This is a genomic window from Paenarthrobacter sp. NPDC089322, from assembly GCF_040684895.1.
Lineage (GTDB): Bacteria > Actinomycetota > Actinomycetes > Actinomycetales > Micrococcaceae > Arthrobacter.
This window is the reverse complement of sequence record NZ_JBFBGW010000016.1, coordinates 95,187-107,628: the sequence shown is the minus strand read 5'-3', so window position 1 is coordinate 107,628 and position 12,442 is coordinate 95,187. Positions and strand designations below refer to the sequence as shown.

Sequence of the window (12,442 nt, the reverse complement as noted above, 5' to 3'; positions counted from 1 at the left end):
CTCGGAGCAGACGGCTTCGGCTTCTCCGACACCCGCCAAGCCGCCCGCCGCTACTTCAAAAACGACACCCACTCCATCGTCGCCAAAACCCTCCAGATGCTGGCGGCGAGGGGCGAGGTCGAGGAGGGCGCGCCGTCGTACGCCATTGACCGCTACAAGCTGCACGACGTCAACGCCGGCACCACGGGTGGGGCAGGCGGCGACGCCTGACCCCATGCAAAAAGGTGGCGGCGGTGTTCATAAAAGAACACCGCCGCCACCTTTTGTCCTGTGCGGAACCGGGACTTACGTCCCCAGGTTCCTCCGGTCCACCACAAATCCTGTGGCTGCGTTTTCCCGGACGGCGTTAATGCCTGCCACTACGGCCTTCAAATTGGGAAACTGTGGCGACACTGCCACAACTGTGCCGTCATCGGCTGTGAGTCGAAACCGGAACGTGTTGGTGCCGGCCTTGAGAATTTCGAAACTGCCCGCCATCTTCCCCTATTCCTCCACGCGTCATTGCATTAGAGCTGATTTGAACAATTCCCTACAGACAGTAATCGCCGCCCGACGCCACCAACAGCCCTACCGACGAGTAGTTTGCAACCGATTTTGGTAGACGTTCCTGAAAGCCGGGGCCGAGCTAGAGACCTCACACAACCCCGCGCGTATGGTGAGGATATGACTCAATCCGGCGTGGCACCCACCACGGGTGTCCTGCTCGCCGCAGGAGCCGGCACCCGCTTGGGCCGCGGCCCCAAGGCGTTGCTGCCGTTCCGCGGCCGCACCCTGGTGGAGGTGCTCGCCGACACTCTCTTTGACGGCGGCTGCCGCGAGGTCGTGGTGGTGCTCGGCGCCGAAGCAGGCAACGTCCGGGCGTCCACGGACCTTCGTGATTACCGGGTGGTTGTAAATGAGGCCTGGGCCAAGGGAATGTCCGGCTCGTTCCGCGCTGGAATCGATGCCGCTACGGCGGGCAACAGCATCATGGTTGCGCTGGTGGACCAGCCCGGATTAACCCCGACGGCGGTCAGCAGGTTGCTCGGCAGCCACCGTCCCGGCCGGGTCACCGCAGCCGCCTATCCTGACGAGTCAGGCCGACTGAAGCGCCGGCACCCGGTGATTTTCGACGTCGGACTCCGAGAGCAAGCCGCGGAAGCGGCGAATGGTGACACGGGTGCGCGATCGTTCCTGAAGGCCCATCCGGGGCTCGTGGACCTGGTGGACTGCAGCGATCTCTGCTCCGGCGAGGATCTGGACACCAAGGACCAGTTGCATCTCTTGGATGGCTAGCTTGGCCGGTAGATTGGGATGCATGATCCGCATCGAAACTGACGATCCCGCACGCCCTGATGTCTCCCGGCTCCTCAGCGAACACTTGGCCGACATGTTCGCTACGTCGCCGGCAGAGAGCGTGCATGCGTTGGATCATTCAGCATTGTCGCAGGAGTCGATCACCTTCTGGACTGCCCGCGAAGACGGCGTACTGCTGGGGTGCGGCGCGCTAAAGGCTTTGTCCCCCGGCCATGCTGAAATCAAGTCGATGCGGACCACAACAGCCGCGCGTGGTCGTGGCGTTGCGACGTCCATGCTGAAGCACATAGTGGCCGAAGCGCGGAACCGTGGCTACGAACGGCTCAGCCTGGAAACGGGAACCGAGGAGTACTTCGCTCCCGCCCGCCGGTTGTACGCACGCCACGGGTTTACGGAATGCCCTCCCTTTGGTGATTACGCGCTGGACCCGAACAGCGTTTTCATGGAGCTCCCCCTCTCACCCAAGTAGGTCGCAATAGTGCGCGTTTTGACGGCTCATAACGCGCACTAATGCGACTCAGTTGGGTATCAGAGTGCGGTCGCGGAGGGCAAGGTAGATCTTGTCCCGTGCGATGGGGAGCTCACCGAAACGGATCCCGGTCGCGTTGCGGATCGCGTTGGCCAAGGCAGGCGCCACGGGGTTGAAGGGGCTCTCGCTCATGGACTTGGCACCGAGCGGGCCTGTGGAGTCGTTGGTCGTGGCGAAATAGACTTCACTGCGCGGCACATCCGCGAACGATGGAATGTGATACTGCCGCAGGATATCCGTGGTGACCCGCCCTTCCTGGTCCACTTTCACTTCCTCGTACAGCACAGCTCCAAGCGCCTGCGCGATCCCGCCCTCGATCTGCCCTCGGCACTGGCGCGGATTCACCACCACTCCCGCATCGGCAGCCTGCACGCTCTGCAGGATCCGCAGCTCGCCGGTTCCCGTATTAACGGCAACGCGGAAGCCATGGACGTTGAAGGCTACGGAACGCGGTGTGCCTCCCCAGTTGCCGTCGGTGGCGAGACGGACGCCTTGGAGAGTCCCGGCGTCGTAAATCTCCTTGAGCGTCACCCGGCGCCCGGCACATTCAACAGCGCCGTCAACCAGCCGACACTCCGCGAGGGGAACCCCGGTCAGAGAGGCAGCCACAGTTTGGATCCGGGTGGCCAACTCCAGCGCGGCGCCAAGCGTCGCCTTGCCCGCAACCACGGTCCCCGCTGAGCCGAAAGCACCGGTATCGTGCTCCACGAGGTCGGTATCGGACTGCCGGACCTTGATCTTGCAGGCCGAGGTCGCCAAGGCCGTGGCAGCCAGCTGCGCATGGACGGTTGTGGTGCCGTTCCCGAATTCCGCAGTACCGACGTCGACGGCGAACCCTCCATCCGCTTCCAGGCTCACCCGGGTGTGGGCGAAGTGGCCGCGCGGCGGGACGGTGTCGATCATCGAAAGGGCTGAGCCTTCCCCCACGACCCAATCAGGCCCAAGGTCGTCCAGGCCTGCAGCACGATAGCGTTCCTTGCCGCGATCCAGGGCGTCGCGCACCAAGGCCACGCACTGGTCCAGCCCATAGCTTCCGTAGTGCACATCCTCTTCGGGCTCCGGGGTGGTGGACAGCATGTGGTCTCCGGGGCGGACCATGTTCTTGAGCCGGAACTCCATGGGATCCATGCCGATTCCAATGGCCAGCTCATCAATGGCGGACTCGATCGCGAAGATCATCTGGCTCAAGCCATACCCACGAAACGCACCCGCCGGGACCGTGTTCGTGTAGACGGCGTGGGCGTCCACTTTCTTGTTCACGCACTTGTAGACCGCCAACGATTCACCGCAGCCATGGAACATGACCCCGGGTGCGTGGTTACCGTACGCGCCGGTGTTAGTGAGGACGTCCAACTGCAGCGCGGTCAGATAACCGTCACGGCTGGCGCCTGCTTTGAGATGAATGGTGAATGGGTGGCGCGTGGTGGCAGCCGTGAACTGCTCGGTCCGGGTGAACTCCACCTGCACGGGCCGCTTGAGCACCAGAGCGGCCAGGGCAACCAGGTCCTCGGTGAGGACTTCCTGCTTGCCGCCAAAGCCTCCCCCGACCCGACCGGCGACCACCCGAACCGACTCATCCGCCAGCCCGAACAGCCGGGTCAAGGTTCGCTTCACGAGGAAAGGAACCTGGGTGGAAGAACGGATAATCAAGCGGCCCTGTTCATCCAGCCAGGCAATGGACGCATGGGTTTCCATGGCGACGTGCTGAACCCGTTGCGTTGTGTAGGTGTGCTCGTGAATGAAGTCCGCCGCTGCGAAACCGTCTTCAACGCTTCCCAGCTCCGCGTGGACCTCGGCCACCACGTTCTGCAGCGGCCGGGAAATACGGGAGTAGGCTGCGTCCTTGTCTCCATGGATGGCCGGCGCTCCCGGAAGGATGGCCTCCTGCGGCGTGAACACCGGCTCCAGGAGTTCGTACTCGACAGCCAGTGCCCGGGCCCCTGCCTCCGCAGCGCCCACCGACTCGGCAACAACAGCTGCAACGCGCTGCCCGATAAACCGCACCACGTTGTCCAGCACGCGGGTGTCATCAGGATCGTCGGTGTAGTGCTCGTGCTGCGCGGTGGAGAACAACTGCTGCGGGGCGTCCTCGTGGGTGAATACCGCCACGACGCCGGGCACGGCAAGCGCGGGGGCTTTGTCGATCGAGACGATCCGGGCGTGCGGATGCGGCGAACGAACCAGCTTCAAATGCACCAATCCGGGCAACTGCTCCGCCGGGACATCCAGGGTGTAGCGGGCAGTTCCGGTCACCACGGCATGGCCGGCGGGAGCGGGAACGTTGTCACCCAGCTGCCCGGGCGAAGCCGGCACGGTGTCAGGTGACTGTGCCCCGGAAACGTCCGTTCCGGCGTCGTGCCGGTGTTCCCCGCCGTGTCCACAGACAGCGTCGGCGATGGAGCGGTAGCCCGTGCAACGGCAGAGATTGCCCTTGAGGTTGCGTGGCAAGTTGGCGCGTTGTTCGTCGTCGAACGTTGCCGCCGTCATCATCATGCCCGCGGTGCAGAAGCCGCACTGGAAACCTTGCGCCTCAAGGAACTGCTCCTGCACAGGGTGCAGGCCTTCCCCGGTGGAAAGGCCCTCGATGGTGGTGACGGACTTGCCCTCGGCGCGGACGGCCGGATAGATGCAGCTGTGCACGGGGGTGCCGTCAACGTGGACGGTGCAGGCGCCGCAGTCACCGCCGTCGCAACCCTTCTTGACGCCGAGGTTGCCTTGTTCACGGAGGAAAGTCCTGAGGCACTGGCCTGGGCGGGGGGTGGCCTGCGAGGCAGCGCCGTTGATCTCAATTGCCATGGGAGGCCTCCTTTTAGGTGCCTGAAATTTCGGGTTGCGTGGACGGCTGGGGCGAGGTGGCGTGCGGTGGCCAGAAGTCGCCGGACACCGTCATCGATTCGTCCAGCAGCTCCGCACGGATTTCCTCAGCGAGCTTGAACGTCATGTCCCGCCGCCACGCCGGAAGTCCATGGATGTCGTCGTGGATCAGCGGCCAGGGAATGGAACGCTCGACGGCGGTGGCCAGTGCTGCTGCGTCGGGAACCTGATCGGCGGGGAACCGGAGCTGTACGGGCCGCTTGGTGGATGCGGTCACCGTGATGACCAAGCCAAAGACAGGGTCCAGGCGGCCGATCAAGAGCACCCCGGAACGGCCGAGGTTACTCAAGGACAAGCGCCGGAAAGCCACGCGGGCTGACAGGGCTTCGGCGGGAAGGTGGATGCTGCGGAGCAACTCGCCGGGGGCAAGGACGTTCTCCTGCTCTCCGGTCACGAAGTCCGCAACGGTGACTGTGCGGGTGCCGTCAGGGCTGAGAATCGTTGCCACGCCATCCAGGGCTGCGCACAGCGAAATCATCGGCCCGGCGGGAAGGGAGGTGCAGATGTTGCCGCCTACCGTGGACATGTTCCACACCTTGAATGACGCTACGAACGAATCGCAGCTGGGGCGGATCAGGGCCAGAGCCGGCCATTCCCGGTGTGCGGCCCCGTCGGAAGCGGGGAGGTCATAGAGCTCGGCCACCGTGCAGGTCGCGGCGAGTTCGATGCCCTCATCGGTCACGGTAATGGAAGGCCACCCGGCGGTCCCCAAATCAAGGAGCCGTTTGAGGACGGTGCTTCCGTAGGAGAAGAGGACCGTCCCGCCGGCCAGCCAGGCGTCTCCCTCGCGCCACTGCGACGGGTCCGTGGTGGGCACCACAGCGTCGATGGTGTTCATGTCCATGGGTCCTCCTGAATAAGGTGTTGAGGGGCAACGTGTATGGGCCCGGAAGTGTCCTTGAGCGAGGAGACGCGTACATGCCCGGCAGTGCCGCTCCCCCGTTCCGCTACGATCTCCGCGGTGATTGCGACAGCCACTTCGGCGGGAGTCACCGCGCCAAGGTCCAGGCCGATGGGTGAATGCAGGCGTTCCAAGTCTTCCGCAGGTGTGCCGGCATCGAGGAGCGCGTCGATCCGTTGCCGATGGCTGCGCCGGGAACCCATGGCGCCTACGTAGGCCAGGTTCAAACCCAGCGCCGTCTCCAATAAGGGAATATCAAATTTGGGGTCGTGGGTGAGGACGCAGACCACAGTGCGGCGATCGATGCGTCCGGCCGCGGCTTCGCTTTCCAGGTAGCGGTGAGGCCAGTCGGTGACCACCTGGTCGGCGCCGGCAAACCGGTTCTGTTGCGCAAAAGCCGGCCGGGCATCGCAAAGGGTCACGTTGTAGCCGAGCAATTGCCCTGCGGGAAGCAGCGCGGCCCCGAAGTCGTTTGCACCGAAGATCAGCATGCGCGCAGCCGGCAAGCGGCTTTCAACGAAAAGAGTGATGGGCTGCGGTTCTTCCCGGGGCGGGATGGGGGCTGCCAATCTCTCGGTTGTCATCCACCCATCGATGCAGCCCTCGGCTGGGGCCAACCGGGCCAGACCGGCACGCCCACCTTGGAGCAGCGGTTCCACTTGGGCGGCTGCGGCCATCAGCGTGGCCGGATGGTCGCCCACGAGCCGTGCCAGTTCCGGTGACTCCATCGCCCGGAACCGCACGGGATCATGCACGACGACGGCACCTCCTCCGGCGTCCAGCCTGCGGATGAGCGCCAGGGCGGCAGGTCCCTGATCATCCTGGCGTGTAAGGACGGCCAGTTCCCGGGACTCCACACCAAGCGGTTGGATGTGGACTTCCAGTTCCCCTCCACAAGTGAGCCCGACTGCGAACGCGTCCTCGGAACTGTAACCGAAAGACTCAAGGCGGGGGCCGCCGTCGCGCATTGCTTCCAAGGCCGCCTCCACCACGGCGCCTTCCACGCAGCCTCCGGACAAACTGCCCAGGATTTCACCGTGCTCGGAGACCATCATGGAGGTCCCCATCGGCCGCGGCACGGAACCGCCCGTACCGACGATCGTGGCCACAGCGCACCGTTGGCCAGTGACCGCAGGCCGCCAGCTGCCCAGCGAGGGCATCAGATCCAGCATGGCAACACGTCCTTTTGTCCAGGTGTCCCGGCCGGGTGGACCGGCCGGAGCAGTGCGCGATCTTGCCTCATATTCTCATTCTCCGAGGAAGTTGAGGGTTAGTCGCGGTGCATAAATTCAAGGGGTGGCGGAGCAGGGCGGGGCTTCATCTCCCCGCCCTGCTCCATGGAGCCAAGAGCTCCATAGCGGTGCCGTTCGCTTCCGCCGCCGCCCGCCGTCGTGCCCTATCCCAAGGGACCACGACGGCGGACGCCTATTCGTGCGGCGCGGCGAACGGACCGCCGATCGGGGTGCCGGAAGGGTCCGCCGGCACGGGTGGGCTCCGGCTAGACGCCCATCAGGGCATTGATCGGGCCCCGGGCGAAGTAGATGATGAAGCCCGCCGTGACCACCCACATCAAGGGGTGGACCTTTTTGGCTTTACCTGACGCTGCACTGATGACTGCGAAGGAGATGAAGCCCACGCCGATACCGTTGGCGATGGAGTACGTCAGCGGCATGGTCACGATGGTCAGGAAGGCCGGCAACGCGATGGAGAACTTGGTGAACTTGATCTCGCGGATCTGCGCCATCATCATTGCGCCCACCACAACCAGCGCTGCTGCGGCTACTTCCAGCGGCACCACCGAGGTGAGCGGCGTGAAGAACATCGATCCCAGGAACAGCGCGCCGGTAACTACCGATGCCAGTCCTGTGCGGGCGCCTTCACCGATGCCTGCCGCGGAGTCGATGTACACCGTGTTGGAGGAGCCCGATGTCGCACCGCCAACCACGGCACCCATGCCTTCGACGATGAAGGCCGACTTCAGCTTGGGGAACGTGCCGTCCTTATGTGCCACGCCCGCACTCTTGGCCAGGCCCGTCATGGTGCCCATTGCGTCGAAGAAGTTGGTGAACACCAAGGTGAAGACCAACATGGTGGCCGCGAGGCCGCCAATCCTGGCGAACGAACCAAAGACATCGAACTGGCCCACCAGGCTCAGGTCCGGAACAGACACCAGCTGGCCTGACAGGACGGGTGTGTTGAGGTGCCAGCCGCCGGGGTTGTCTGCGCTGCCGGGACCGATCTTGAACACAGCCTCGGCAACGGCGGCGAGGACCGTGGTGGCGACGATGCCGATGAGCAGGCCGCCCTGGATCCTGCGAGCCACGAGGATACCCATGACCAGCAGTCCGATGATGAAAACGAGCGTGGGGATGGACGTGATGGACCCATCATTGCCGAGCTGGACCGGTGGGCCGCCCTTGGTGGGACGGACGAATCCGGAGTCGACAAAGCCAATGAAGGCGATGAACAGGCCAATGCCAACGGTGATGGCGGCCTTGAGTTCCTTGGGGACTGCCTTGAAGATCGCGGTCCGTGCACCTGTGGCGCCGAAAAGCACGATCAGGATGCCGTTGATGACCACCAGGCCCATGGCTTCAGGCCACGTGACTTCCTGGATCACCGCAACGGCGAGGAAGGAGTTGATGCCCAGGCCGGCGGCGAGACCGAAGGGCAGGTTGGCGATGAGGCCGAAAACGATTGTCATGACGCCGGCGGTCAGGCCGGTGACCGCGCCTACCTGGGCAGCGGAGAGCCAGCCTCCCGCCACGTCAGTCGGCGCGTTATCTGCCGAGAAACCACCCAGGATGAGCGGGTTCAGGATGACGATGTACGCCATGGTGAAGAACGTGACCAGGCCGCCCCGGAATTCGCGGGCAAGCGTGGAGCCGCGCTGGGTGATCTGGAAGAACTTGTCCAGGAAGTTCTTATTGCCACCGCCGGCCGATCCGGCAGTGTTCTTTGCGTTCTTTGAATGTGCCGCTGCGGGCTCTGCGCCGGTGTTCCCGTTGGGAAGGGGCGCAGCCTGCTTTTCAGCTGCGTTCTGCATTTCTGCGGTATCCAGGATTTCCATGTCAGCCACCGGGCCCTAGTAGTCGATCCTGGAATCGAGGGTGTTCCATGTGGTGAACGGCTGGAGGACCGCGGGAGCCTGGGGATCGCCCAGTTCCAGCTTGGCTACCGGCATCAGCGCGTCCCGGTTGTCGTTCTCGAAGTACTCGTAGAACACTGCGTCATCGAAGCCGACGGATGCGGCGTCGTGGCGGTCCGCGGCGAAGAACACGCGGTCGATACGGGCCCAGAGTGCGGAGGCCAGGCACATGGGGCATGGTTCGCAGCTGGTGTAGAGGGTGGCTCCGCTGAGGTCGAACGTTCCGAGTTCGCGGCAGGCGTTCCGGATGGCCGTAACTTCTGCGTGTGCGGTGGGATCGTTCGTGGCGGTGACGCGGTTGACGCCTTGGAAGGCTTGTCCGTCCGCGGTGACAATGACGGCGCCGAAAGGGCCACCACTGTTGAGGACATTGGCTGTTGCCAGCTCAATGGATGTGGCCAGGAATTGCTCGGCCGTGACGGTTGTACTCATGTTGCGACTTCCTTAGTGCTGTGGAAGCCGGGCGACCTGTTGGGGAGGCACCACAAAGAGGAGCTCCAGTTGCTTGGTTACCAGGCTTCAGCATGTGCGATGAAGGTTAAGTTGCGCCTGGTAGATAGCTTCCCGGAGTCCGGGTGCCCGCCTTTGGCAGTAAGAGCGTAGCACCACGTTTGTGAGCCGCGCCATAGTTTTTTGAAAACTTTATTTCGCCATACGGAACCGCCGTTATTTCGGGGGTTCTCCACTGTTGTCAGCCCAATGTGACCGGGTGGGCCTCGCGGGCGTTGACTGCCGTCGTCGGGCATTTTAGGCTTCTAGGCACGGGCGGCTCAGGGCCGCCCGGCACCTGGATCAGCAGACAGGGCCTAACTGAGCTGGAACGCATTCACGCCGACCAGACAAGGAGCCCTATAGTGCTTTGGATCAAGAACCCACTGGGTATCTTCACCGCGAACAACCTCGACGCCGGCAACGGATTGGTGGTGGACGGCGGCAAGATCGTTGAACTGGTGCCATCGGGTAGCCGGCCCTCTATGCTCTGCGCGGAGTTCGATGCGTCCTCCCACGTGGTGCTGCCCGGCCTGATCAACACGCACCACCACTTCTACCAAACGCTCACACGCGCGTGGGGGCCGGTTGCCAACGCTCCCCTGTTCCCGTGGTTGCAGAACCTCTACCCTGTGTGGGCGCGGCTTACTCCCCGGAGCCTGGAGCTTGCGGTCCAGGTTGCCCTCGCAGAGCTCCTACTGTCCGGTTGCACCACGGCCGCGGACCACCACTACCTGTTTCCCGACGGCATGGAAGACGCCATTGACGTTGAAGTGGCTGCCGTCCGGGCCATGGGGATGCGGGCAACGCTGACTCGCGGGTCCATGACCTTGGGAGAGGACGACGGCGGGCTGCCGCCGAGGACTACGGTGCAGTCGCCGGAGGTGATCCTTGCGGACAGCGAACGGCTGATTCGTGCGTATCACGAGGCCGGTGACGGGGCCTCCGTGCAGATCGCTTTGGCACCTTGCTCGCCGTTCTCCGTGACCAAGGAAATCATGGCCGAGTCTGCGGTGATGGCCGAGCGCTACGACGTCCGACTGCACACCCACCTTGCCGAGACCATCGATGAGGAAGACTTCTGCCGTTCCATGTTCGGCCTGCGCACCGTGGATTATTTGGAGTCCGTTGGTTGGCTCGGATCCAGGACCTGGCTGGGCCATGGCATCCATTTCAACGACGAGGAGATCGCCCGGCTGGGAGCCGCGGGCACCGCCGTCGCACATTGCCCGACCTCCAATATGCGCCTCGCCTCCGGGACCGCGCGGGTGCTGGAGCTTGAGGACGCGGGTGTCCCTGTCGGGCTTGGCGTGGATGGATCTGCTTCCAACGACGCATCCAACATGATCCTGGAAGCACGCCAGGCCCTGTACCTGCAACGGTTGCGCTACGGAGCATCCGTGCCCGTCGAGCGTGCCCTTGCATGGGCGACGCGTGGATCCGCCGGTGTGTTGGGTCGCTCGGACATAGGGCAACTGGCGCCAGGGATGCAGGCTGATGTGGCCCTTTTCAAGCTGGACTCGCTGCGTTTCTCCGGAAGCCATGATCCTGTGGCAGCACTGCTGCTTTGCGGGGCCGACCGGGCTGACCGCGTGATGGTTGGCGGCAGGTGGCGCGTGGTGGACGGCTCGATTCCTGACTTGGACGTTGCCCAGCTGATCGCAGAGCACTCGGCAGCGGCGCGGAAGTTGGTGGCGGGGTAGGGTTCCTTGCCGCCAGGTTCTCCGTTTCGTGGCTTCGCTGCGTAGTGTGCCGGGCGCACGGCACACTACGCAGCAAACCAACGAAATGGGATTCTCCACATAGAGCAGCCGGCCTCTTTGGGTTGTGGGCCGTTCACTCGAGGCTGGTTCTATGGCGAAGAAACCTCATAACCAACTACCCGAAGGCATGGATCTGTGGAGGACCAGCGAACTCCTCGAAGCCGGATTCAACGATAGAAAAATTGCCTCACTGACACGAAGCGGGGAGTTGGTGAGGCTTCGTCGCGGCTGCTATATCCGTGGTAGCACGTGGGAAGCCCAGAAACCTTGGGTTCGAAGCCGCCAGTTGATAGCCGCCCACGCTCACGGAACGTTGACGACATCTACCGGGGGGTTGATCTATAGCCATACCTCAGCCGCCCGCCTACACGGGTTGTTTCTTTGGGGCGTTGATGACGCAGTTCATGTCACTGCTCCAACCACCGCATCCCGATCCTCGCACGGCTTGGGTGTGGTTCCCCATACGCGCAGCCTGGACCCCGTTGATGTCCGTATGGTCAGCGGCATGCCCTGCACATCCTTGGAACGAACCGTAGTGGATTGCTGCCTCATGCTGAATTACAAACAATCATTGGTGCTGATGGACCACGCCCTGCGAATGGGCGCTGACGTTGGAAGTATCCAGCGTATGAGCAATCATCTGGCAGGACGCAACGGGGTTCTCACGTTGCGCAGGGCTCTGGAGAATGCCAATCCCAGATCGGAATCCCCCGGCGAAACGCTCACACGCGAGCTGCTTCAGCGACTACGAATTGCCCTCCCCGAATTGCAGGTGGAGGTGACCACGCCAGAAGGACGCCATCGACTGGACTTTGCGTGGCGGAAGAAGATGCTGGCTTTGGAGTTCGATGGCAAAGTGAAGTACTTCGACTACGCGCCTACGGATGAGGTTCTCTACCAGGAACGGCAGCGGGAGAAAGCCTTGACGGAGGTGGGCTGGAGGTTCCTTCGCATACGGTGGCGGGACCTGTTTCGCGAGCAGGAGTTCAAACTACGGGTTCTACGCGCCCTAAGGGACTGAAGTAAGACATCCGTTTCGTGGCCTTGCTGCGCATTCGTTGCTGCGCACGGCACAGTACGCAGCAAGGCCACGAAATGGGACGCACCTAGGGGCGCTGCCGGCCGAAGACAGGGAGTGCGCGGAGCCAGCGGGAGAATCCGCCGGCTTTGCGGTCGCAGTCCGCCGGGATGTAGAAATCCGGATCCGTGGCACCGAAAGGCAGGTACAGCTCCTGACCCGGTGCCGGGAATTCGACGACGTTGTTCGTATCCTTCGAGTCCATCTGTGCCTCCTCTTTCCAGTGCATAAGTTTCCAGTGCTTATGTTTCCGTAATTTGGAAACTTTTTATTGAGATGTGGAAAGTGTATGCATCGGCTCAAAGTCCCGTCAAGGGCCGCCCAGACCCCAAACCGTTGCCCCGGTCACATTTGGCTGGTTCAT

Annotated in this window: 12 protein-coding genes; 5 read left to right on the top strand and 7 right to left on the bottom strand. The window is 63.3% G+C overall.

Going from position 1 to position 12,442, the window contains the following annotated elements; all coding sequences use genetic code 11:
- A partial coding sequence (locus tag AB0N65_RS15600) for a hypothetical protein (protein ID WP_364163372.1) occupies window positions 1-210 on the top strand: 210 nt, incomplete at its 5' end.
- Between the two features lie 75 nt (window positions 211-285).
- Here AB0N65_RS15600 and AB0N65_RS15595 read toward each other — a convergent pair.
- Entirely contained in the window at window positions 286-477 is a 192-nt protein-coding gene (locus AB0N65_RS15595; protein ID WP_223934473.1) for a DUF1508 domain-containing protein, read from the bottom strand.
- Between the two features lie 186 nt (window positions 478-663).
- Here AB0N65_RS15595 and nboR point away from each other — a divergent pair, with 186 nt between their 5' ends.
- Window positions 664-1,275: a nicotine blue oxidoreductase gene (gene nboR, locus AB0N65_RS15590; RefSeq protein ID WP_364163367.1), complete on the top strand. Its 612-nt coding sequence runs from the start codon at window positions 664-666 to the stop codon at window positions 1,273-1,275.
- A gap of 22 nt (window positions 1,276-1,297) precedes the next feature.
- Window positions 1,298-1,765, top strand: coding sequence for a GNAT family N-acetyltransferase (locus AB0N65_RS15585; protein WP_364163364.1), 468 nt, complete (start codon window positions 1,298-1,300; stop codon window positions 1,763-1,765).
- A gap of 48 nt (window positions 1,766-1,813) precedes the next feature.
- Here AB0N65_RS15585 and AB0N65_RS15580 read toward each other — a convergent pair whose 3' ends face one another.
- The 5 genes from AB0N65_RS15580 to AB0N65_RS15560 all read right to left on the bottom strand — a co-directional run bounded on the left by AB0N65_RS15580 (window position 1,814) and on the right by AB0N65_RS15560 (window position 9,180).
- Window positions 1,814-4,621, bottom strand: coding sequence for a molybdopterin cofactor-binding domain-containing protein (locus tag AB0N65_RS15580; RefSeq protein WP_364163361.1), 2,808 nt, complete (start codon window positions 4,619-4,621; stop codon window positions 1,814-1,816).
- A 13-nt stretch (window positions 4,622-4,634) separates the two neighbouring features.
- Window positions 4,635-5,543 (bottom strand): FAD binding domain-containing protein, encoded by a 909-nt coding sequence (locus AB0N65_RS15575; RefSeq protein ID WP_364163358.1) that lies wholly within the window; start codon window positions 5,541-5,543, stop codon window positions 4,635-4,637.
- Window positions 5,534-6,772 (bottom strand): XdhC family protein, encoded by a 1,239-nt coding sequence (locus AB0N65_RS15570; RefSeq protein ID WP_364163355.1) that lies wholly within the window; start codon window positions 6,770-6,772, stop codon window positions 5,534-5,536. The genes AB0N65_RS15575 and AB0N65_RS15570 overlap by 10 nt, the downstream gene beginning before the upstream one ends.
- A 326-nt stretch (window positions 6,773-7,098) precedes the next feature.
- Window positions 7,099-8,679 (bottom strand): NCS2 family permease, encoded by a 1,581-nt coding sequence (locus tag AB0N65_RS15565; RefSeq protein ID WP_364163352.1) that lies wholly within the window; start codon window positions 8,677-8,679, stop codon window positions 7,099-7,101.
- A gap of 6 nt (window positions 8,680-8,685) precedes the next feature.
- The gene (locus AB0N65_RS15560; protein ID WP_364163349.1) at window positions 8,686-9,180 is read right to left on the bottom strand and encodes a nucleoside deaminase; all 495 of its coding nucleotides are present in this window, start codon (window positions 9,178-9,180) and stop codon (window positions 8,686-8,688) included.
- Between the two features lie 422 nt (window positions 9,181-9,602).
- On the opposite strand from AB0N65_RS15560, the gene AB0N65_RS15555 reads away from it, so the two are divergent.
- Complete coding sequence (locus AB0N65_RS15555; protein WP_364163346.1) at window positions 9,603-10,940, top strand: 8-oxoguanine deaminase; 1,338 nt, start codon at window positions 9,603-9,605, stop codon at window positions 10,938-10,940.
- Window positions 10,941-11,091: 151 nt separating this feature from the next.
- The gene (locus AB0N65_RS15550) at window positions 11,092-12,021 is read left to right on the top strand and encodes a type IV toxin-antitoxin system AbiEi family antitoxin domain-containing protein (protein ID WP_364163344.1); all 930 of its coding nucleotides are present in this window, start codon (window positions 11,092-11,094) and stop codon (window positions 12,019-12,021) included.
- Between the two features lie 85 nt (window positions 12,022-12,106).
- Here AB0N65_RS15550 and AB0N65_RS15545 read toward each other — a convergent pair whose 3' ends face one another.
- Complete coding sequence (locus tag AB0N65_RS15545) at window positions 12,107-12,283, bottom strand: hypothetical protein (protein WP_014922716.1); 177 nt, start codon at window positions 12,281-12,283, stop codon at window positions 12,107-12,109.
- Window positions 12,284-12,442: the final 159 nt, after the last annotated feature.